This is a genomic window from Rhizobium sp. SG741 (genome assembly GCF_012275435.1).
Classification (GTDB): Bacteria; Pseudomonadota; Alphaproteobacteria; order Rhizobiales; family Rhizobiaceae; genus Rhizobium; species Rhizobium lusitanum.
On sequence record NZ_JAAZQP010000005.1, the window covers coordinates 110015 to 132281 of the forward strand.

At 61.6% G+C, this 22267-nt stretch carries 20 protein-coding genes; 5 read left to right on the forward strand and 15 right to left on the reverse strand.

From position 1 onward, the window contains the following. Positions 1–3 precede the first annotated feature (3 nt). The 4 genes from FHT29_RS14685 to FHT29_RS14700 form a co-directional block, all read right to left on the reverse strand. A complete protein-coding gene (locus FHT29_RS14685) occupies positions 4–1029 on the reverse strand; it encodes a Gfo/Idh/MocA family oxidoreductase (RefSeq protein ID WP_037195923.1) in 1026 nt (341 codons plus the stop codon). A 73-nt stretch (positions 1030–1102) separates the two neighbouring features. Next, a complete protein-coding gene (locus tag FHT29_RS14690) occupies positions 1103–1951 on the reverse strand; it encodes a carbohydrate ABC transporter permease (RefSeq protein ID WP_173412154.1) in 849 nt (282 codons plus the stop codon). A gap of 28 nt (positions 1952–1979) precedes the next feature. Further along, positions 1980–2891, reverse strand: a complete 912-nt coding sequence (locus FHT29_RS14695) for a sugar ABC transporter permease (protein WP_063835585.1) — start codon at positions 2889–2891, stop codon at positions 1980–1982. A 61-nt stretch (positions 2892–2952) separates the two neighbouring features. Then, the gene (locus FHT29_RS14700) at positions 2953–4239 is read right to left on the reverse strand and encodes an ABC transporter substrate-binding protein (protein WP_047553920.1); all 1287 of its coding nucleotides are present in this window, start codon (positions 4237–4239) and stop codon (positions 2953–2955) included. A gap of 181 nt (positions 4240–4420) precedes the next feature. On the opposite strand from FHT29_RS14700, the gene FHT29_RS14705 reads away from it, so the two are divergent. The 4 genes from FHT29_RS14705 (at position 4421) to FHT29_RS14720 (ending at position 8272) form a co-directional block, all read left to right on the forward strand. Then, entirely contained in the window at positions 4421–5116 is a 696-nt protein-coding gene (locus FHT29_RS14705; protein WP_047553917.1) for a TetR/AcrR family transcriptional regulator, read from the forward strand. 166 nt (positions 5117–5282) lie between these two features. Beyond that, the gene (locus tag FHT29_RS14710; RefSeq protein WP_131511885.1) at positions 5283–5480 is read left to right on the forward strand and encodes a hypothetical protein; all 198 of its coding nucleotides are present in this window, start codon (positions 5283–5285) and stop codon (positions 5478–5480) included. Then, positions 5477–6898, forward strand: coding sequence for a mandelate racemase (locus FHT29_RS14715; RefSeq protein ID WP_047553910.1), 1422 nt, complete (start codon positions 5477–5479; stop codon positions 6896–6898). Before FHT29_RS14710 ends, FHT29_RS14715 begins: the two co-directional genes overlap by 4 nt. A gap of 111 nt (positions 6899–7009) precedes the next feature. Beyond that, entirely contained in the window at positions 7010–8272 is a 1263-nt protein-coding gene (locus FHT29_RS14720; protein ID WP_047553907.1) for a Gfo/Idh/MocA family oxidoreductase, read from the forward strand. A 49-nt stretch (positions 8273–8321) separates the two neighbouring features. Here the strand turns inward: FHT29_RS14720 and FHT29_RS14725 are convergent, their stop codons facing one another. From FHT29_RS14725 to FHT29_RS14740, 4 genes are all read right to left on the reverse strand, one after another. Beyond that, entirely contained in the window at positions 8322–8909 is a 588-nt protein-coding gene (locus FHT29_RS14725) for a transglycosylase SLT domain-containing protein (RefSeq protein WP_037195951.1), read from the reverse strand. 114 nt (positions 8910–9023) lie between these two features. Further along, a complete protein-coding gene (locus FHT29_RS14730) occupies positions 9024–10049 on the reverse strand; it encodes a hydroxyacid dehydrogenase (RefSeq protein ID WP_047553904.1) in 1026 nt (341 codons plus the stop codon). Beyond that, positions 10046–11902 (reverse strand): DUF2264 domain-containing protein, encoded by a 1857-nt coding sequence (locus tag FHT29_RS14735; protein ID WP_047553901.1) that lies wholly within the window; start codon positions 11900–11902, stop codon positions 10046–10048. The genes FHT29_RS14730 and FHT29_RS14735 overlap by 4 nt, the downstream gene beginning before the upstream one ends. Before the next feature lie 39 nt (positions 11903–11941). Then, entirely contained in the window at positions 11942–12964 is a 1023-nt protein-coding gene (locus tag FHT29_RS14740) for a LacI family DNA-binding transcriptional regulator (RefSeq protein WP_047553898.1), read from the reverse strand. 149 nt (positions 12965–13113) lie between these two features. Between FHT29_RS14740 and FHT29_RS14745 the strand changes: the two genes are divergently transcribed. Beyond that, positions 13114–14409: an extracellular solute-binding protein gene (locus FHT29_RS14745; protein ID WP_168599794.1), complete on the forward strand. Its 1296-nt coding sequence runs from the start codon at positions 13114–13116 to the stop codon at positions 14407–14409. Positions 14410–14669: 260 nt separating this feature from the next. Here FHT29_RS14745 and FHT29_RS14750 read toward each other — a convergent pair whose 3' ends face one another. The 7 genes from FHT29_RS14750 to FHT29_RS14780 all read right to left on the reverse strand — a co-directional run bounded on the left by FHT29_RS14750 (position 14670) and on the right by FHT29_RS14780 (position 21891). Continuing rightward, positions 14670–15524: a 5'-nucleotidase, lipoprotein e(P4) family gene (locus FHT29_RS14750; protein WP_047553892.1), complete on the reverse strand. Its 855-nt coding sequence runs from the start codon at positions 15522–15524 to the stop codon at positions 14670–14672. A gap of 303 nt (positions 15525–15827) precedes the next feature. Further along, on the reverse strand, positions 15828–17558 hold the full coding sequence (locus FHT29_RS14755) for an ABC transporter substrate-binding protein (RefSeq protein WP_047553889.1): 1731 nt from the start codon (positions 17556–17558) through the stop codon (positions 15828–15830). A gap of 69 nt (positions 17559–17627) precedes the next feature. Continuing rightward, entirely contained in the window at positions 17628–17915 is a 288-nt protein-coding gene (locus FHT29_RS14760) for a DUF2160 domain-containing protein (RefSeq protein ID WP_047553886.1), read from the reverse strand. A 12-nt stretch (positions 17916–17927) separates the two neighbouring features. Further along, positions 17928–18800: a carbohydrate ABC transporter permease gene (locus tag FHT29_RS14765; RefSeq protein ID WP_234903919.1), complete on the reverse strand. Its 873-nt coding sequence runs from the start codon at positions 18798–18800 to the stop codon at positions 17928–17930. 47 nt (positions 18801–18847) lie between these two features. Beyond that, the gene (locus FHT29_RS14770; RefSeq protein ID WP_047553883.1) at positions 18848–19720 is read right to left on the reverse strand and encodes a sugar ABC transporter permease; all 873 of its coding nucleotides are present in this window, start codon (positions 19718–19720) and stop codon (positions 18848–18850) included. Positions 19721–19722: 2 nt separating this feature from the next. Beyond that, positions 19723–20793, reverse strand: a complete 1071-nt coding sequence (locus FHT29_RS14775; RefSeq protein ID WP_037195970.1) for an ABC transporter ATP-binding protein — start codon at positions 20791–20793, stop codon at positions 19723–19725. A gap of 15 nt (positions 20794–20808) precedes the next feature. Next, the gene (locus tag FHT29_RS14780; protein ID WP_047554401.1) at positions 20809–21891 is read right to left on the reverse strand and encodes an ABC transporter ATP-binding protein; all 1083 of its coding nucleotides are present in this window, start codon (positions 21889–21891) and stop codon (positions 20809–20811) included. Positions 21892–22267 lie beyond the last annotated feature (376 nt).

A 22267-nucleotide genomic window follows, 5' to 3' on the forward strand; every position in this document is an offset into this window, starting at 1 on the left:
GGATTACCTTTGGATGCTGTTGAGCGATGTTGCTTCGGCAAGCGCCTGCGCCTTCAGCGCCAGCTCCATGGCCTTGAAGCAATGGTCCTGGCCCATCGCCGTTTCGGTGCGGTCCCTGATGTCGGCTACAAACTGCCGCCCGTAGGGCAGATCAAGGCCGGCGCAGTCGATATGCTGCATGCCCTTGCGGTCGGTGAGGAAGAGATGATCGGTGCCGGGGCGGCCGGCAACGTCGATATATTTGCGCAGCTCGATCGTGCCTTCGGTGCCGACGATGAAGAGGCGGCCGTCGCCCCAGGTGGAAAGGCCGTCCGGCGTAAACCAGTCGACGCGGACATAGCCCGTCACGTCAGGCGTGCGCAGGTGGACATCACCATAATCCTGCAGCCCGGGCGTCTCGGGATTGGCGCGGTTGGACACGGTTGCCGACAACACCTCGGCCTCGAGCGAGCCGGCGAAGAACAGGAACTGCTCGCATTGATGCGAGGCGATGTCGGTGATGATGCCGCCGTAGCGCTTGCGGTCGAAGAACCATTCCGGCCGGGTCGGCTTGCGTAGCCGGTGCGGCCCAAGGCCCGTCGTGTGGATGACCTTGCCGATGGCGCCGGCCTTGACCAGCTCGCCGGCCTTGACGGTCGATGCCGTCTCGAAATGCTCGGAATAGAGAATGGAGACGATGCGCTTGGTTTCGGCCTGCACCCTGCGCACCTCGGCGAGCTGATCCAGCGTCACCATGCCGGGCTTGTCGAGCATCACGTCCTTGCCGTGGCGCATCACCTCGATGGCAAGGCCCGCCCGTTCGCTGGAAATCGCCGCGCTGACGATCAGCGCGATGGAGCGGTCCTCCAGGATTTCTTTTCTGTCGGCAACGCGTTTCGCCTGCGGAAAGCGCTCGGCGAAGACGGCGGCAAGGTCGTCCTCGATGGCATGGAATGCGACCAGTTCCGCGCCGGCCCGCAGCATGACGTTGACCTGGCCGTAAATGTGATCGTGATTGAGGCCGATGGCGGCGAAGCGCAGCGCGCTCATGCGACATTTCCTTTCGTAGGTTTGTTGGTTCGCCGTCCCGAATCTTGGGTATTCGGGGCTGCGAGGTTCATAATCAGCGTTTGAGGCCGGCGGTCGCGATGCCGTCGATCAGCAGCCTCTGGAAGAAGAGGAAGATCAGGAAGACCGGGATCAGCGAGAGACTCGACATGGCGAACAGGCTGCTCCAGTCGGAACTTCCTGTGGAATCCACGAAGGAGCGCAGGCCGAGCTGCACCGTGTAGGTATTGATGTCGGAGAGATAGATCAGCGGCCCGAAGAAATCGTCCCAGGTCCAGATGAAGGAGAAGATGGCGGCCGTCGCCAGAACGGGAAGCGACAGCGGCAGCATGATGCGCCAGTAGATGCGCCAGGGGCTGCAGCCGTCCATCATGGCGGCCTCGTCCAGCTCGCGCGGGATGCCGCGGAAGAACTGCACCATCAGGAAGATGAAGAAGGCGTCGACAGCGAGAAATTTCGGCACGACCAGCGGCAGCATGGTCTTCACCCAGCCGAGCTTGAGGAAGAGGATATATTGCGGGATCAGCGTGACGTGGTAGGGCAGCATCAGCGTGCCGAGCATCAAAGCGAACCAGAAATTCTTGCCCCAGAATTCCAGCCGCGCGAAGGCATAGGCCGCCAGCGAGCAGGAGATCACGTTGCCGATGACCGAGAGCACGGCGATAACAACCGAATTCCAGACGAAGGTGCCGAAGGTGACCTGACCGCCGAACCAGCCGCGGGCATAGGAGCTGAAGTCGAAGTGTGACGGGATCAGCGATGCCGTGCCGAAGATCTCGTTCTGGTCCTTGATCGAGCCGGAAAGCATCCACAGCAGCGGATAGAGCATCACGATCGACGCGGCGACGAGGGCGATGTGGATGAGGACGGAGACGAACCAGGGACGCTCGCGCGGCGGGTTCATATCCTCGGCAAAATGGGTGAGCTTCGCGTCAGTCATCGTAATGAACCCAATAACGAGCGGAGAGGAAGGAGAAGGTGGTGAAGATCGCGATGATGATCACCAGGATCCAGGCGAGTGCGGCGGCATAGCCCATGCGGAAATAGCCGAAGGCTTCCTGATAGAGGTAGAGTGTATAGAACAGTGTCGAATCGATCGGGCCGCCGGTGCCGGAGGAAATCACATAGGCCGGCGTGAAGGCCTTGAATGCGTCGATGGTCTGAACCACCGCATTGAAGAAGATCACCGGCGTCAGCAGCGGCAGGGTGATCTTGAAGAAGATCCGCCTCTTGGAGGCGCCATCGAGGCTGGCGGCTTCATAGAGATCGGTCGGGATCTGCCTGAGGCCCGCCAGGAAGATGATCATCGGCGAGCCGAACTGCCAGATTGCCAGGATGATCAGGGTATAGAGCGAATAGTCCGGATTGGAGATCCAGCTCGGGCCGTTGATGCCGAAGACATACCAGAGCAGGGTGTTGATGATGCCGTCGGCATCGAAGATCTGCCGCCACAGGACGGCGATGGCGACGCTGGAGCCGAGCAGCGACGGCAGGTAGAAGATGGCGCGATAGACGGGAAGGCCTCGAATGCCTCGGTTGAGCAGCAGCGCTACCGAGAGCGCGAAGGCAAGCTTCAGCGGCACGGAGCAGACCACGTAGAACAGCGTCACCTTCATCGACGACAGGAACTTGTCGTCCGCCGTGGCGATGCGCACGTAATTATCCCATCCGACCAGGTTCGGAGACTGGAGCAGATTGTAGTCGGTGAAGGACAGGTAGAGCGACGCAATCGCCGGTCCGAGGGTCAGTCCGAAGAAGCCGATGAACCATGGCAGGAGAAAGAGATAGCCCGGCGCGTTGCGCGAAAATGCGCTCGGCGCCTTGTAGGTGGTTTCCACGCGCATCGGCGCGCGCACGCCGACGGCCAAGCCGCCGGCAACGCTCTTGCTGTTTGTACCCACGGTATCAGCCTCGCGTAACGTTTGCTGCTGCCTGTTCGGTGAACTTCGTCCCGGCGTCCTGCGCGCTGGTCTTGCCGAAGGCCACTTCCTCGGCGATCTTTTTCAGCAGGAATGCATTCTCGCCGGCGCCGTTCGGCGGAGACGGCGGCAGCGCTCCGACATGCGGCGTCAGTCGGCCGATATAGTCGACGACCTGCTTGCTCGTCGCATCGAGATCCGGGGTCAGGAGATCGCGGATCTTTGTCGACGGCGGAACGCCGCGCTCGACGCCGAGTGCCTTGGCGCCCTCCGGATCCTCCACCAGGTAATTGACGAAAGCGACGGCAGCGTCCTTGTTGGCAGAGGTCGCCGAAACCGACATCAGCATCGACGGCTTCAGGTACTGGCCGGGTTTGCCGTCAGCACCGGGGACCGGATAGGAAACGATATTGAGCTTTTCCTTGACCAGACCCTGAATGGCGACGAACTGATTGGAATGGGCGTAGCTGACGGCTGCCTTCTTGGTCACGAGCATGTCGGTTTCGAGGGTCTGTTGGTCGAGCGCCTGTGCATCGGCCGGAACGCAAGCGCCGATCTTGCGCATATGTCCCCAGAAGTCGAACCATTCGGTGGCATCCTTGGCCTCGAAGGCCACCTTGCCGTCGGCGGTATAGAGCGCCTTGCCGCGCTGGCGCAGCCAGCATTCGAAGGCCGGCTCTCCGCCGCTCGCATCCGCAGTGCCATAGAAGCCGCGGCGCTTCTTGGCTGATGTCACCTTGGCGCAGGCATCGCCGAGCTGTTCCCAGGTCATGCCGTCATGCGGCGGCTCGACGCCAGCTTCGGTCCAGGCCGCCGCATTGACGACGACCATCGAGGAATTGACGCCGAGATTGACGCCGTAAATCTTGTTGTCGACCTTGCCGGAATCGATATTGGCCGGGCCGAAATCCTCGATCGCGAGGCTCTTGCCGAGATAGGGCGTCATGTCTAGCAGCGCGCCGCGGCGGGCATATTCGAAGATATAGCGATAGTCCATCTGGATGAGATCGGGCGCATTGCCGCCGCCCGTCTGCGTGGCGAGACGCGTCCAGTAGCTGTCCCAGCCGAAGGACTCGCCGGCGATGGTGACATCGGCATTCTTGGCCTGATAGGCCTTGACGGCTGCGAATGTGCGATCGCTTCGCTCCTTCGATCCCCACCAAAGAAGGCGCATCGCCGTTGCCGCATGGGCGCGGGAAAGTCCGATACTGCTGAAAGCTAGCGTAGCTGCCATGCCGGCAATGAGCTGCCGGCGGTCGATCGTCAAAGTCATCCTGGTCTCCTCCCCAGTAAACCGATGATTTACGAACTGCTTTGCATGATATAACTATTTGGTTACAAGTTGGATAGAAATGCGACCGCTGTCAAGCGTCAATCGTGTCACAATCAAAACGACGTCTGCGAGAGCCGGTGGCGCCCCTCGCGGGAAAGATCGATGCGGGAGGAGGTTAGTCATGACCGCCAGGGAGAGGCAAGAGACTGAAAAGTCAGCGCAAGCCGGGATCGTGGAGGCTGTACGAATACGGTCGAAAAAAGTGTCGCGCAATCCGCAACGGACCCACGCCGCGATCCTGGAAGCAGCGACGGAAGAGTTTGCCGCGCATGGCTTCGGCGGCGCCCGGGTGGATGCGATCGCGGCGCGGGCGCAGACCAACAAGCGGATGCTCTACCACTATTTCGGCGACAAGGAGGGGCTCTATCTCGCCGTACTGGAGGCGACCTATGCGGCGATCCGCAACGCCGAAAAGCATCTCGATCTCGCCCGCCGCGACCCCGAAGAGGGAATGCGGGAACTTGCGCTGTTCACCTGGCGGCATTTTCTCGCGCATCCCGAGTTTCTAAGCCTGCTCGTGACCGAAAATCTGCATCAGGCACACTATCTGCAGCGATCGGACAGGGTGCTGGAGATGCATTCGCATTTCATCGATGAGCTTTCAGATGTGTTGCGCCGCGGCGAGGCGGCCGGCGTGTTCCGGTCCGCCGTCGATCCCGTATCCGTCTATCTGACGATCGCGGCACTCGGTTTCTTCTACCTGTCCAACCGTCACACCTTGTCGACGATTTTTGCGCGCAAGTTGACCAGCCCGGACGCGCTCAATGCCTGGGGCGAACATATCGTAGAGGTGACCCTTGCCTCCATCCGGGCATAGCGTGTCCCGAGAGCCCATGGCTCTCCAGCCTTCAGAGAAATTTTCAAAAGGCGGTTGACAAGGCCGGAGTGATCGCGCGATCTTGTAACCATATGGTTACATTGCTTGGGCGACCAAGCATTTGCTTTTCCTGATTCTGGAGGGAATCGGGCAGGGAGGAGACATCATGAAGGGCGTTGGCATCATTCCCGATACGATTTGCCACCGGCGCTACCTGCTCGATAGTCTCTTCGGGCCGGCTCAGGCGCTCGGTAGCCTGATGCATTGTTGGATACAGCATCGGACCAACACGTCGAAGCCTGTCTGGAGTGCCGGTCAGGCGCAGACGATCGATTTCTTCGAAGAAAGCACCCAACCATCATGACAGAGTCATTGAAGATCAGGCTTGTCGAGGCCGAGGCATTCGAGCGCCCGGTCAAATTGCGGCTTCCCTTCCGTTTCGGGGCTGCGACCTTGCGGGAGGCGCGGCAGATTTTCCTGCGAGTGCGCATCGAGGATGCGAGCGGCCGTTCGGCTGGGGGGATGGCCGCCGAGTTGATGGTGCCGAAATGGTTCGACAAATCGCCCGAGCTTTCCAATGCCGACAATGAAAATCAGCTGCGCCGCTCGCTGGCGCTGGCACTCGATGCCCTGCGAGGCGCGGGCCTTGGAACGGCGTTTGGGCTGCATGCCGCCGTCGAGGCAACCCATCATGCGCGGGCTGCGGCTGAAAAGCTGAACGGCCTCGTCGCCTCTTTCGGTCTTGCGCTCGCCAACAGGGCGATCCTCGATGCGCTCTGCCGGCTGGAAGGGCTGACGGTTGCGCAGGCGATCAGGGCGAACCGGCCCGGTATCGACTCTGCGACAGCGCACGATCTTTCCGGTTTCGATCTTTCCGGCTTCCTGTCGACATTGGAACCCGCCGGAAGCCTCGCTGCCCGCCACACCGTCGGTCTGGTCGATGCGATCGTGCCGGGCGATATTCCGGTAGATGACCGTCTGAACGACGGCCTGCCGGAGAGCTTCGAGGAGGCGATCGACGCCTATGGCCTGACCTTCTTCAAGGTCAAGGTCTCGGGCGCTCCCGATGCCGATATCGACCGTCTCTGCCGTGTTGCTGCTGTCATCGACGCCAAGGTGCCTGCATACTCGGTGACGCTCGACGGCAATGAGCAGTTTTCATCCGCCGAGGCGGTCGCGGATCTGCTCGCCCGCATAAAGGAGGAGCCGAGGCTGGCGCGTTTCGCCGCTTCGATCCTGTTCGTCGAGCAGCCGATCGCGCGCGCCCACGCTTTTGAGAAGCCGGTAAAGGCGCTTGCCGCCTTCAAGCCGGTGGAGATCGATGAATCCGATGCCGATATCGATGCCTTCGTTACCGCCAGAGGGCTCGGTTATACCGGCATTTCCTCGAAGTCCTGCAAGGGTTTCTATCGCTCGCTATTGAACCGGGCACGCGTCGCCAAATGGAGCACCGAGGACGGCATACCCTATTTCATGTCGGCGGAGGATCTGACGACGCAGGGCGGCCTTGCCGTGCAGCAGGACCTGGCGCTCGCTTCGCTGATCGGCATGACGCATATCGAGCGCAACGGCCATCACTATGTCGATGGCATGGCCGGCGCGCCGGACGCCGAGCAGGCGGCTTTCGCCCGGGCCCATTCCGATCTCTATCGCGTGAGCAACGGCCGGACGCGGCTGCGGATCGAGGGCGGGCAGCTTGCGATCGGTTCCGTTATCAGTGCCGTCGGGCTTGGTTCGTCCGTGGAGCCGGACTGGACGGCGATGGAGGCATCGCTGAAATAGGACTCTGGTTAAGGTCAGGCTCGTTTTGTCTTTGATGCAGCGCCCAGGCAGCAAGGTGCGGCCAAACCCGGACTAGCCTGACCATCGCCATCACAGATTCTGGAGGAGCAGATGCAGTCATCGAAGAAACGCTACGTTCTGGTCGGTACCGGCAATCGCGGCGCGACCATGTGGGGCAAGGATCTGGTCGAGCGCTGGAGCAACGAGGTCGAACTCGTTGCAGTCTGCGACCTCAACGCCATGCGGGCCAAGCGGGCGCTCGACTATATCGGCGCGTCGGTGCCTGTTTATACCGATTTCGATGAGCTGCTGCGGGTCGAGAAACCGGATCTCGTCATCGTCTGCACCCGCGATTCCAGCCATGACGATCTGATCGTCAAGGCGATGGAATCCGGCGCCAACGTCATCAGCGAAAAGCCGATGACGACGACGGTCGACAAGATCAAGCGCATTCTCAATGCCGAGGCGCGCACCGGCAAGCGGCTGGATGTCTCCTTCAACTATCGCTTCGCGCCGACGGCGGCAAAGATCAAGGAGCTGATCAATTCCGGCGTTATCGGCGATGTCACGTCAGTCGATTTCCATTGGTATCTCGACACCAGCCACGGCGCCGACTATTTTCGCCGCTGGCATGCATTCGTCGAAAATTCCGGCAGTCTCTTCGTCCACAAGGCGACGCACCATTTCGATCTGCTGAACTGGTATCTGGATTCCGATCCGGAAACGGTCGCAGCCTTTGCCGATCTCAAGCACTACGGCCGCAAGGGTCCGTTCCGCGGCGAGCGCTGTCGTAACTGTCGCTACAAGGAGGAGTGCGACTATTATCTCGATATCGGCGCGACACCGCTGCTCGAAAGCCTCTATGAGGATCCGTCCACTGTCGACGGCTACGTGCGCGATGCCTGCGTCTTCCGCGAGGATATCGACATTCCGGACACGATGGTCGCCTCGATCCGCTATCGTAACGGCGTCAACGTTTCCTATTCCTTGAATACCTACATGCCGATCGAAGGGCATCACATCGCCTTCAACGGCCACAAGGGCCGGATCGAGCTGCGGCAATACGAGAAGCAACACTGGACGACGCCACCGGCGGACGAGATCGTCGTCATGAAGAATTTCGGCGATGTCGAGCGGATATGGGTGCCGCATTCATCCGGCGGCCACTATGGCGGCGACGACCGGCTGCGCAACATGCTGCTGCGCTCCGGCCCGAACGACGAGCTCAAGCAACGCGCCGGTTCGCGCGCGGGTGCGATGTCGGTTCTCTGCGGCATCGCGGCGCTGGAGAGCAGCCGCACCGGCCAGCAGGTATCGATCGCCGACATCTGGGGCGAGGATGGCGGCTTGAACCTCTTGGAGCCGCGGCCTTAGGCCCGCAGCTACGTGTATTGCGGAAATTGCTCCGAAGTCGACCGCGCGATCAGCTGCAGCTCGGCAGCTGCTGCGCGTAGATCCTGGTCATGCCGTTGAAGCGCTTGGCGCCGGACAGTGCGGCGGAATTGCCGCGCCATGCCCCCTGCAGATAGCCCTTCGGGCCGGAGTAGTAGGCGAGATAGAGATCGTAGGAATCGTTCAGGGGAATGCCGGTCTGCAGATGCGTCTGGTAGTGATACCAGCCGACGAAATCGATGGCGTCGGCGAAGTTGGTGCGGCTCGCGGTCCAGTTGCCCGTCTCGCGCTTGTATTTGTCCCAGGTGCCATCGAGGGCCTGCGAATAGCCGTAGGCGGTCGTTGGACGCTTCCAGGGAATGAAGCCGAGCAGGTATCGCCTTGGCGGACGGGCGCGTGGCCGAAAGCCGGATTCGGTGTAAATCGTCGCCATCAGGATCGGCACCGGCACGCCGTATTTGCGCTCCGTGCGTTCGGCTGCCCGCTGCCAATTGTTGAACCAGCCGTCCCGCTGGTCGAAGATCGCGCAGATGTTGCGGGTGCGCGAGGGTGCGGTTGCGCAACCGGCCAGCACGCCGAGCAGCAACACAGCCAGAATGGAAAGCACGCGGGTACGCATAACTAGAACCTCTTCGATAAGAAGATTGCTAGCGCGGAATAATTAAAAACGGGTTGTTCGCCTGTGCCGAAATGGGGCGATTTCAGGGAGTTTTCATGGATTTGCTGCGTCGCATCATGCCATGCGCGCCATGTCCTCGCGGCGGATCGCGTGGAGCAGCGGCCTACCCTCGATGAAACGAATGGCTTCTTCGACCGCCATCTCGCCGAGGCGGGTCCGCTCGAGGCCGACGGCGCCGGCGATATGCGGCGTCAGGAAGATATTCGGCAGGTCGTAGAAGGCGGAATCCGCCTCCGGGATTTCCGGATCGGTGACATCGATGATCGCATCGATGCGGCCGGTCTTCAGCGTGGCGATCAACGCCGCCTCGTCGACCAAAGCACCGCGCGCGGTGTTAATAAAGGTCGCCCCCTCTTTCATCAGCGAGAGGCGCCGGGCGTCGATCATGTGCCGCGTCGCCGGCAGGGACGGCGCGTGCAGCGAGATGATGTCGGCTGATGCCATCAAGGCGTCCAGCTCGGTCTTCTCGGCGCCGAGGCGCGTGGCTTCTGCCTCATCGACCATGGGATCGTAGAGCAGGACCCGGTAGTCGAAGGGCGCGAGCAGTTCGATCACCCGCCGACCGATGCGCGAGGCGCCGATGATGCCGACCGTGCGGCCGTAATTGCCGATGGCTTCCGCCTGGATCGGCTGCGTTCGTTTGCGGTTGCGGTCGGCGACATAGAGATCGCGGAAGCGAAAGATCTTCTTGCCGGCAAAGATGATGGCGGCAAGCGTGAATTCGGCGACCGGCAGGGCATTGGCCTGCGCCGCATGGCTGACCGATATGCCGCGATCGAACAGGCTGTCTCCGAGGAGGCCCTTCACGGTACCGGCGGAATGAGCCACCAGCTTCAGATGCGGGGCCAGCGCCAGCGCCGCGGCATCGATCGCCGGCGAGCCCCAGCCGGTGATCAGGATTTCGGTTTCGGCGAGCAGTTTGCATGCTCGGTCATCATCGAAGCGCTGCATCGGCGTTGCATCCAGCACGCGGCCGACCGTATCGAGGCGCTGGATCAGCACCTCCGGCAGGACGTGTTGCGTGCGGGTGGGTTGCATCGCAAAGGCAATGGCGGGACGTGTGGAGACGAATTGCGTCATGGCAGGCGACCGGGCGCCTCGATGGCGCTGACCGTGATGCCCTTGTCGGCCACGAGCGCGCGCAGGGCATCGATATCGGGCCTGGCGGGCGGCTTCGTCCAGATGCCGCCGACGGAGGAGGGATCCTTTTCAGCCAGAACTGCGGAAACGAGAATGGTTTGCCCTGATGGGATCGTGGCGCGCAGCTGCGGCACCAGCGTCTTGGAAGCGATCAGGTTGGTGTTCGGCGGCGCCTTCTGCGCCAGCCCCTTGCGCTCGGTCGTCGAGCCGAGATCGAGGATGCCGCTGAAATCCTCCTCGCCGATGACATAGGCCGCACCCGTCTCGGAGGAGAGCGTATCGACCTCGAAATCGCGCCGCGCGATGGCAAAGCCGCCTTCCGCCGTCTGAAGCGGCCGAGGCGTAGTGATCCTGTGAAGGCGGATGTGCCAGGGCGAGGCGGGGATGAGCCAGGTCTCCACGGTCACATCAGCATAAGGCGACCATTTTGCGTAAAGCGTATCGCCGGCAAGCTTCGCCTCCTCGTTGGTCTCGCGGACGCGATAATGCAGACCGTTGTCGCTGAAGGCGAGCATGCTGTCGAACGCGCCGCCGGCAAAGATGCGCTCGTCGCTCTCGACGCTGAAGCCGTAGCGGGCCGAATAGGCAAACTTCGCGTATTTTTCGGCGCCGAAGCGCATCTGCTGGTTTTCCTGGCCGCTGGAGAGCGCCACGACATCGGCCTTGCTGCGCATCATCACCATGCCTGGGTGCTTCTGCGGGACGATAGCCGGCTCATTTTCCAGCGGCTTTTCTTCTGCTGCCCAGAAGGGATGTGTTTCGGGAAGCGCCAAAGGCAGGAAGGCCTTGAGGGCCCAATAGGGCGAGCCGGCGGAATTGTAGTTTTCCGACATCAGCAGGTTGGGATAGGCATAGCCGATCGGCAGGGTGCCGTCGCGATTGGCGATCGGCTTGTCGGCCCACCAGCGCAGGTGCCGTAGGCAAAGCCCCTTGATCTCGCCCCAGGGCAGCGCCTCGACATCGGCAAAGGCGAGCGCCGACCAGAAGCCGGCGCAGGCGAAGCGATAGGTCAGGCTGCGGCCGAAGGGGACGGTGGCGCCATCTGGTGCAAACCAATGGCGGAAATCTTTGGCGAAGAGCATGGCGCGTTCGCGGTAGCGCTCGGCGCGGTCGTCATTGACGAGCTTGGAATAAATCAGCCCGTAGAAGTGCATCGCGAAGGGAACGTAATGGTCGATGCGCCTGATATCGCCGTCGCGATACCAGCCGTCGGCGATATAGAAGCCATCCAGCTCCGTCAGATAATTCTCCGTCAGGCTGCGGTCGAAGGAGGCCCCGAGCCGGTCGAGCGCGATATCCACGAAGATGCGGAAGAATTTCCAATTGTTGTCGGCATAGTCGAAGGTGCGAGCATGCTTGAGATAGGCGATGAGATTGTTGCGGGCTCGCGCATCGAGCGGTTCCCAGATCTTTTCGGGCACCAGCGCGAGCGCAAAGCCGAGCGCTGCAAGCTCGACCATGCGTTGATCGCGGCCGTTGACAGTGCCCCAATATTCCGGATGGTCGGGATCGACGCCATTGGCGAGCCCCTCGGCATAACGGTCCCAATGACCGAAATCGCCGCCGCCGGCGCCGAATGGCGCAAGGCCCCAAAGCGGGCGGGCGAAGCCTTCGAGATCGGCGGCCGCCCGGTCGAAATGGGCGCCTGCCGCGTCGATGCGGACACGGGCATTGCCCTCGGAGAAATAGGGCAGGAGCGGATCGAACAGGTCGGTCAGCGCCCGCCGCATGTCGGTGAGGTTCTTCAACGGGTTGCCGGCAAGCGGATTGGTGCTGGCGGGGTCGTAGATCATCGGTGTGGCTCTCTCGATTGGTTCCGCTGCGGGGAAGGCTCAGGTTTCGGGTGGAAGCGTACCGCCGGCGATCGGTTGAACGCCGTGGCAAACGTGGCGTGCCGGCGCATCGCGGTCGCGGAAGCGGGCAATCATCAGGCTTATGGCTTCCCGCCCCAGCGCTGCGCGGTCGACACGCATGGTCGCCAGCCTGGGATTGGTCATCAGCGCGCAGGGCAGGTCGTCGAAGCCGACGATGGCGAAGTCCTTCGGCACGCGCAGGCCGGCTTCGGTCACGGCGTCGAGCACACCGACGGCAATGAAATCATTCATGCAGAAGGCGGCTGTAAAGCCCTCATCCGCAGCGAGGATCGCGGCCGTTGTATCATGGGCCTCCTGGCTGGAACTGCCCCGGAAGTTCATCGGCACGATACGGCCATGCGCTCCCTCGATGGATGCGATTGCGGCCTCGAAGCCACGGATGCGCTCGCGGATGGTCTGGCGATGAGAACCGGTCAGGTGCAGGATGTGGCGGTGGCCGGCATCGAGCAGCCGCCGCGTCGCGTTGTAGGCGCCGAAGAAATTCGAGGGTGAAACCCCGTCGAAGCGCAGTTTCGGGTCCGTGCCGTTGACGAGAACGGTGGGCGTGCCGCTTGCCTCGAGCCATCGGCACAGCTCCTCGGAGGGATCTATGCCGACAAGGAAGAGGCCCTCGGCGCCGGCAGCCTGCAGATATTCCTTCACCAGATCCGGTTCGGTGCGGGCCTCGCGGATGAGGCGAATGTCGAAGCGCATGCCGCGTTCGGCGGCGCCGGCGCGCAGGCCTTCCAGAATGCCCTCGTAGAAAACGCTCAAGCCGCCTGTGACACTATCGCTGGCGATCAGCGCCAGGCCGCCAGCCTCCGCCTCTACAGCCGTCTTCAGCGGGTAGCCGAGATCACCAGCCACCTTGAAGATATGCTGGCGGATCATGTCGCTGATTCCGGGTTCATTGGTCAGCACGCGCGACACCGTCGAAACGGAGACGCCGGCTGCGGCAGCAATATCGGCTTGCCTGATACGTTTGGATCGAACATTGCTCATATCGCAATTGTTATGCAAAATTGTGCAAATTTGCAATAAAGAGTTTTTTATTGCACAGCGCAATGAAGTTGCATATCTTCGCCCGGAATTGTCCGCTGAAGACGTCGGGAGACCGTCGCGGATGACAACGCAAGAGAAGGAGGAATCTCATGCGCATGAAGCGCCGCTCATTCATGATCGGAACTGCCGGAGCTGCTGCGGGTCTCGCGTTCGGGGGATGGGCGATGCCGGCCTTCGCCGACGCCACGCAACTGCGGGCGATGTGGTGGGGCTCGCCCGATCGCGGCAAGCGCACGGTCGCCGTCGCCGAACTGTTTCACAGCAAGAATCGCGATCTGTCCGTCATCGGCGAGAGCATCAGCGGTGACGGCTACTGGGCCAAGCTTGCGACTGGCATGGCCAGCCAGAACATCGCCGATGTCTTCCAGCTCGAGCCGAGCACGATTTCCGATTATTCCAAGCGCGGCGCCTGCATGCCGCTCGATCAGTTCGTGCCCTCGACGCTGAATGTCGACAGTTTCGGCAAGGATGTGCTGAAGCTCACGACCGTCGACAGCAAGCTTTACGGCGTCGGCCTTGGGCTCAATTCCTTCGCGATGTTCTATGACGAGGACATGTTCAAGAAGACCGGCCTGACGCCGCCGGGCCCCACCACGACATGGGCAGACTATGCGGATCTTGCCGTTGAGATGACCAAGGCGGCCGGCAAACGCGGCTATTGGGGCGGGCCTTACGGCGCGCGCTACAATTATGTTCTCGATGTCTGGCTGCGCCAGCGCGGCAAGAGCCTTTTTACCGAGGAGGGCGGGCTCGGCTTCGGCGTCGACGATGCCAAGGAATGGTACAGCTACTGGGAAGAGCTGCGCAAGCGCGGCGGCACAGTCTCCGCCGATGTCCAGACGCTCGACCAGAACGTCATCGAAAGCAATTGCCTGGCTCTCGGCAAATCGGCCATCGGCATGGCCTATTCCAACCAGCTCGTCGGCTATCAGCTCGTGGTCAAGAGCAGGCTCGCCGTCACGATGCTGCCGCGCGAAAAGAAAGACGGCCCCTCCGGCCATTACTATCGCCCGGCGCTGATCTGGAGCGTGGGCGCCACCAGCAAGAACGGCGAAGCGGCGGCGAAATTCATCAATTTCTTCGTCAACGATGTCGAAGCAGGCAAGATCCTCGGCGTCGAGCGCGGTGTGCCGATGTCGCCAGCCGTGCGCGCCGCCATCCTGCCGACGCTTAATCCGGTAGAGCAGCAGACGGTGCAATATATCGAGCTGCTCAAGGATCAGGTCGGCACCTATCCCGTGCCGGCGCCGCTCGGCTCCGGAGAATTCGACCAGAACGTCGCGCGTCCCGTCGCCGACCAGCTCGCCTTTGGCAAGATCACGGTCGCCGAGGCGGCCAAGAGACTGGTGGAGGAAGGTGCGACGAAGCTGAAGCGGAAGAGCTGATTGAAGGCCGGCTATGTGAGTGGATGACGGTCAGGCTGGTTCGGCTTTGCCTTGATTCTGTGCCTGGCCTCTCACCCCAACCCTCTCCCCGCAAGCGGGGCGAGGGGGTTATCATGCCTGACTTAGCTTCAGTCTCCCTGAAGATCGGCGGTTTCTCGATCGTCCCTTCTCCCCGCTTGCGGGGAAAAGGCTAGGATGAGGGGCCAGGCACTAAGGTTCCACAGACTTGAACGTGCCTGACAATCACCCTCGAACGATGGCTACTTCCCATCCCAGGGCTTCAGCGCATCCTGCTTCAGCTGGCGTTGCTTCTCGGGCGGCAACTTGTAATCCCCCTTGTAGGGGGCGCTCTCGAACGAGCCGTAGGTCGGGTTGGCGATGGCGATCCAGTCGTGGCCGAAGTGGGCGGCGTTGGCTTCGAAGACCTTCTGGCGCTCCTCGACCGTGCCCTTGTAGTCGTCGGTGAAGTCGCCGAAATTGTCGCCGAACATCAAGAGGATGCGGTAGTTCTTGGCGATGAAGGCGCGGCGCGTGCCCTTGGCGGAGCCCCAATCGGGCTGTTCCTTGGCGCTGAGGAAAGTGTCGACATTGTCGCCCATCGGAAAGCCGAAGCGCTTCATTTCCTCGACGGTCGGCTTTTCTTCATCGGCAGTGCGGTTGGTGACGTAGAAGACCTTGACGCCCTTCGAGGCTGCATATTGCGTGAAGTCGACCGCGCCCGGGATCGGCTTGTCCTGCTGGGCATTCACATATTTCGTCCAGCTATCCGGCGTGAAGCTGGTGCCCGCCGTGATGTTGTGCGCCTGATAGGGCGAGGTATTGAGCACGGTGTCATCGACATCGAGGATGATGGCCGGCGGGAAATCCTGGAAACTGCCCGTTTGCTCGACCGGTGCTGCCGTCCAGTTCTTGTCGGCAAGCGCTTCGTCAAGCCGGAGGCGGGCGAGCGCATAGGCGCCAAGCGCATTGGCCTGGGCTTCGACCGAGGTTTGGTCCCAGAGAACGGCGTTGAGATTATCGTCCGGCATGGCGGCCGGCACATCGGCGGCAAAAGCCGGCACGGCTGCAGCGAGGCCGAACACGAATGCCAGGCGTCCAAAGTATCTATTTCTCACTCCGTTCTCCTTTATGAAATTCTGTAAAATCAACGGGCCGCATCAACGATTTCAAACAGGCGTGAAAGTCTTGATCCGGGTAAGGATAGTTTGCGCGCGGATGGAATGTGTCAAGCATATGACAACTGGTTGCACCCCGATTCGGCTGATTTTGGTTGATGACTCCGCCCGAGCCCATCGCCGGGGTGCCGTACCAAGGTCCCGTTGACGCGCGCCTGAGAAGTGTTTGGGCTGGGAACAGCAAAATGCCGGGGCCTTTTCAGACCCCGGCACAGCCGCATCTCCTCAATCGATCGATCGGGTTTATTTGGCCGAGTCGGCCCAGCTCTTCACCAGTTCGTCGTAGTTGACGGTGACCGGCTTTTCCTTCTCGGTCGCGATCTTCAGCTGCGGAGCGAGATGGCCGTTCTTGACGGCATCGGCGTTCCAGTAGGCGAGATCGTGTTCCTCGGCGAGCTTCGGGCCGATATCGCCCTGAACGCCGGCGCGTTCGATGCGCTGCATCACCTTTTCCTGGTCGGCGCAAAGGGCGTCCATGGCGCCTTGTGCGTCCTTGGCACCCGATGCGGCATCGCCGATCGCCTGCCACCAGAGCTGTGCCAGCTTCGGATAATCAGGAACGTTCGTGCCGGTCGGCGACCATTGCACGCGTGCCGGCGAGCGGTAGAACTCGATCAGACCGCCGAGTTCCGGCGCACGCTTGGTGAAGCTTTTGTCGCGGATGGTGGATTCGCGGATGAAGGTGAGGCCGACATGGCTCTTCTTCACGTCCACCGTTTTCGAAGTCACGAATTGCGCGTAGAGCCATGCGGCCTTGGCGCGATCGACCGGCGTCGATTTCATCAGCGTCCAGGAACCGACGTCCTGATAGCCGAGCTTCATGCCGTCCTTCCAGTAGACGCCATGCGGAGACGGTGCCATGCGCCACTTCGGCTTGCCGTCGGCGTTCATGACCGGCAGGCCGGGCTTGACCATGTCGGCGGTGAAGGCCGTGTACCAGAAGATCTGCTGGGCGACGTTGCCCTGCGCCGGAACCGGACCGGATTCCGAGAACGTCATGCCCTGGGCTTCCGGCGGTGCATAGGCCTTCAGCCAATCGAGATATTTCTGGATGGAGTAGACGGCAGCGGGGCCGTTGGTGTCGCCGCCGCGGGCGACGCAGGAGCCGACAGGGCGGGAATTGGCATCGACCTTGATGCCCCATTCGTCGACGGGCAGGCCGTTCGGCAGGCCCTTGTCGCCGTTGCCGGCCATGGAAAGCCAGGCATCGGTGAAGCGCCAGCCGAGCGATGGGTCCTTCTTGCCATAGTCCATATGGCCGAAGACCTTCTTGCCGTTGACGTCGCGGCCGGTGAAGAACTGGGCGATATCCTCGTAGGCCGACCAGTTGACCGGCACGCCGAGATCGTAGCCGTACTTGGCCTTGAAATCGGCCTTGTTCTTCTCGTCGTTGAACCAGTCGTAGCGGAACCAATAGAGGTTGGCGAACTGCTGGTCGGGAAGCTGGTAGAGCTTCTTGTCCGGAGCGGTGGTGAAGCTGGTACCGATGAAATCGGGGATATCGATGCCGGGATTGGTGACGTCCTTGCCTTCGCCCGCCATCCAGTCGGTCAGGTTGCGCACCTGCTTGTAGCGCCAATGGGTGCCGATCAGGTCGGAATCGTTGACCCAGCCGTCATAGAGGTTCTGGCCGGTCTGCATCTGCGTCTGGATCTTTTCGACGACGTCGCCTTCCTGGATGACGTCATGCGTGACCTTGATGCCGGTGATGGCGGTGAAGGCCGGTGCCAGAACCTGCGATTCGTACTGGTGGGTCGTCAGCGTTTCCGAGACGACCTTGATCTCCATGCCCTGGAAGGGCTTGGCCGCGTCGACGAACCACTGCATTTCCTTTTCCTGGTCGGCGCGCGAGAGCGTCGAGAGGTCGCCGATCTCCTTGTCCAGGAATGCCTTGGCTTCGTTCATGCCGGCATGAGCCGTGCCGGCCAAGGCCAGCAGGGCGACTGCCGTCGTCGTTAAGAGATGTCTTCGCATAAATTCCTCCCTACAGGTTGCGAGTATATTCCCAGGCGGCCAGACCCCCGGCCTCCGTACCAGTTTGCTTCAGACCAGACGGAAGACGCCGATGGCGTAGACCACGGAAAGAGCAAGAGCCCACCACAGGCTGGGGCCTCCCAGGCCCAGCCAGGCGATGTGGATGAAGGCGGCGCCAAGCAGCGAGATGAACAGCCGGTCGCCGCGTGTCGTTTCGAAATGCAGGATGCCGACGCGCGGATTGCCGCCGGGCGAAACATATTCCCAGACCGCCATGCCGATCAGCAGCACCAGGATCGTCGAGAAAAACAGCGCTGTCGGCAGCGTCCAGGCCATCCAGGAAAAATCTGTGTTCATGGCGGTTTCCCTTCAGACGCGGCCGAGCGCGAAGCCCTTGGCGATGTAGTTGCGGACGAAATAGATGACGAGCGCGCCGGGGACCAAGGTCAGCACGCCGGCGGCGGCAAGCAGGCCCCAGTCCATGCCCGAGGCCGAGACCGTTCGCGTCATGATGGCGGCGATCGGCTTGGCGTCGGTCACCGTCAGCGTGCGGGCAATCAAAAGCTCGACCCAGGAGAACATGAAGCAGAAGAAGGCGGCGACGCCGATGCCGCTGGCGATCAGCGGAATGAAGATCTTGATGAAGAAGCGCGGGAACGAATAGCCGTCGATATAGGCTGTCTCGTCGATCTCCTTCGGCACGCCGGACATGAAGCCTTCGAGGATCCAGACCGCGAGCGGCACGTTGAACAGGCAATGCGCCAATGCCACTGCGATATGGGTGTCGATCAGGCCGAAGGCGGAATAGAGCTGGAAAAAGGGCAGCGCGAACACCGCCGGTGGCGCCATGCGGTTCGTCAGCAGCCAGAAGAACACGTGCTTGTCGCCGAGGAAGCGGTAGCGCGAGAAGGCATAGGCCGCGGGAAGGGCGCAGGCAACCGAGATCACCATGTTCATGACGACATAGGTGATCGAGTTGATATAGCCCTTGTACCAGGACGGATCGGTGAAGATGATCGTGTAATTGCGCAGTGTCGGCGCGTGCGGATAGAGCGTCAACCCGTTGACGATCTCCTCGTTGGTCTTGAAGCTCATGTTGACGAGCCAGTAGATCGGCAGGAGCAGGAAGACGATGTAGATCGCCGGCACCAGCCAGGACCATCGGCCCTTCTCGCTCTGCCTACGCGCAACCTGCGCGCCGGCAGCGGCGGCATTGCCTGTGGTCGCACCGGAGACTGCCATCTTGTGCAGCGCGGCGTCGTCGGCCGTGGTGGACAGGGGTTTGCCGCTCATTGGCTTGCTCCCGCATCGTAATTGGTCATGACGGTGTAGAAGACCCAGGACAGAAGCAGCACGATAAGGAAGTAGACGAGCGACATGGCCGCCGCCGGACCGAGGTCGAACTGGCCGAGCGCCATCTTCACGAGATCGATCGACAGGAAGGTCGTCGAGTTGCCGGGGCCGCCGCCCGTGACGACGAAGGGTTCGGTATAGATCATGAAACTATCCATGAAACGCAGCAGCACGGCGATCAGCAGCACCCGGTTCATCTTCGGCAGCTGGATGTAGCGGAAGACGGACCAGCGCGAGGCGCCGTCGATCTTGGCCGCCTGGTAAAAGGCGTCGGGAATGGAGGCGAGGCCGGCATAGCAGAGCAGCACGACGAGGCTCGTCCAGTGCCAGACGTCCATGAGGATGATCGTCGCCCAGGCGTCGACCGGATCGGAGACGTAGTTGTAGTCGATGCCGAGGCCGACGAGGACATAGCCCATCAGGCCAATGTCGCTGCGGCCGAAGACCTGCCAGATCGTGCCGACGACGTTCCAGGGGATCAGCAGCGGCAGGGCCATCAATACGAGGCAGACCGGCACGCCGACACCCTTCTTCGGCATATTAAGGGCGATGAAGATGCCGAGCGGCACTTCGATCGCCAGGATGACGAAGGAGAAGATCAGGTTGCGGAACATCGCATCCCAGAAACGGCCCGAATGCAGGATCTGCTCGAACCAGCTGGTGCCCGCCCAGAAGAAGACGTTGTTGCCAAAGGTATCCTGCACCGAATAGTTCACCACCGTCATCAAGGGAATGACGGCGGAAAAGCCCACCAGCAGCAGAACGGGAATGAGCATGAACCAGGCTTTGTTGTTCCAGGTCTTGTCCATCGTCAGGCTCCCATCTCGATGCGCCAGGAGTCGGCGTAGATATTGATGCCGGCGGGATCGAAGGCGATATGCGGCTCGGCCGGCACCGCCTGGTCCTCGCCGATGACAGCGACGATATCCTGACCATCCAGCTTGGCGCGGACCACCTTGCGGCGGCCGAGATCCTCGACCTTGGTGACGGTGGCGGGAATGCCCTCACGGCCGATGCGGACGAATTCCGGACGGATGCCGAGTTCGGAGCGGCCGGCGCGTTTTTCCAGCAGCGCGCCGGGCAACATGATCGTACGGTTGCCGAGGCGCGCGTTGCGGCCTTCGATTTCGACCGGCATGACATTCATGCCCGGCGAGCCGATGAAATAGCCGACGAAGGTATGGCGCGGGCGTTCGAACAGGTCGTTCGGCGTGCCGATCTGCACCACCTCGCCATTGTACATGACAACCACCTTGTCGGCGAAAGTCAGCGCTTCCGTCTGGTCGTGGGTGACGTAGACCATGGTAAAGCCGAAGCGACGATGGAGCTGTTTCAGCTGCGAACGCAGCACCCACTTCATATGCGGGTCGATGACCGTCAGCGGTTCGTCGAAGAGGATGGCGTTGACATCGGAGCGCACGAGACCGCGGCCGAGCGAGATCTTCTGCTTGGCGTCAGCCGTCAGCCCGCGCGCCTTGCGGTGGGCGCTGTCGGAAAGGCCGATCATTTCGATGATCTCATCGACCTTGCGCTTTACGTCGGCTTCCGGAACATGCCGGTTGCGCAGCGGGAAGGCGAGGTTGTCGTAGACGGTCATCGTGTCGTAGACGACCGGGAACTGGAAGACCTGGGCGATGTTGCGCTCCTGGGTCGATAGCCGGGTCACGTCCTTGCCGTCGAACAGGATGCGGCCCTCGGAGGCTTGCACCAGGCCCGAGACGATATTGAGCAAAGTGGTCTTGCCGCAGCCGGACGGTCCGAGCAGCGCATAGGCGCTGCCGTCTTCCCAGCTATGGTTCACTTCCTTCAGCGCGTAGTCCGCATCGGATTTGGGATGGTCGTTGTAGGCGTGCCTGATGTGGTCAAGATCGATACGTGCCATTGGCGATGTCTCTCCTCAGGCGGCTTGTTGCAGGTCGGGAGCGACGGCGGCGCCATCGGTGTCGAAGACCATGATGTGGCGGGGGTCGATATAGACATCGATCGCATCATCGACGTCGATATCCTGGACGCCCTGGGTCAGCATCACCCAGCGCCGACCGAAAAAATCGAGATGGATGAAGCTTTCCGAGCCGGTGATCTCGGTTACCATCACTTTCGCCGGCGCGGCAACGGCTTCCGGCGTCTGCGGCGCAAGGGCCAGGTGATGCGGCTGGAAGGCGATCGTGTAGCGGCCGTCCGGCTGGCTTTCGAGGCCTTGCGGCACGGGCAGGTGGATATTCTCGTCCAGCACGAATTCCCTGCCGCGCTTGTTCAGAATTATGGTGTTCAGCGGCGGATCGGCGAAGGTGGTCGCGGTGATCAGGTCCTTCGGATTGCGGAAGACTTCGATCGTCGATCCGAACTGTGTGATGCGTCCCTCCGACAGGGTCGCGGTATTGCCGCCAAGGAGCAGCGCCTCGGAGGGCTCGGTGGTGGCGTAGACGAAGATGGCGCCGGATTCGGCGAAAATCTTCGGCAGCTCGGCGCGCAATTCCTCGCGCAGCTTGTAATCGAGATTGGCGAGCGGTTCGTCGAGCAGCACCAGCCCTGCCTTCTTGACGATGGCGCGGGCAAGCGCCGTGCGCTGCTGCTGGCCGCCGGAGAGGCTGAGCGGCAGGCGATCGAGGAAGGGGCCGAGCCGCAGGATGTCGGCGGCCTTCTTCACTTCCCGGTCGATGGTTGCCGCATTCGCGCCGCTGAGGCGCATGGGCGAGGCGATATTGTCGTAGACCGTCATGGCGGGGTAGTTGATGAACTGCTGGTAGACCATGGCGACGTTGCGGCGCTGTACCGGCAGGCCGGTGACGTCGGCACCGTCGACATGGATCGTGCCCGTGGTCGGCTTGTCGAGGCCGGCCATCAGCCGCATCAGCGATGTCTTTCCCGAAAGCGTCGGCCCAAGAAGCACGTTCAGCGTGCCGCGCTGCAGCGTCAGGTTCGTTTCCGCGATATGCGTCTCGCCGGTGACCGACTTCGAGACGCCTTTGAGTTCAAGCACGATAGATTCCCTCCATGCGTCGCAGGCCGATGCCGCCACGAGGATTTCAAGAAGACTGATCCGTCCGGATCGGGCTATGCCTTCACCGGGTGCCGTCTATTGCCGAGGCTATGGTCGTAGAAAGAATTGCATCGATCCGCCTGCGCAAACGTCGTGGCAGCGAAAACCAAGGTGCGCGAGGTTGATGGCGGCGGTGCGGCTTGCTGTGCCGTACTTCGTGCCATTTCCGATGCGGATCTGATGTCTGGACAATGATACCTCCCCCGTTTCGATTTGCACCCCTCACGCGAAAACCGAAACAAGAATGACGATAAATGAAGATAAAGGAATGTCAAACGAAAACTGGTCGCGTTTCAGTTTCGCTTCATAAATCTCG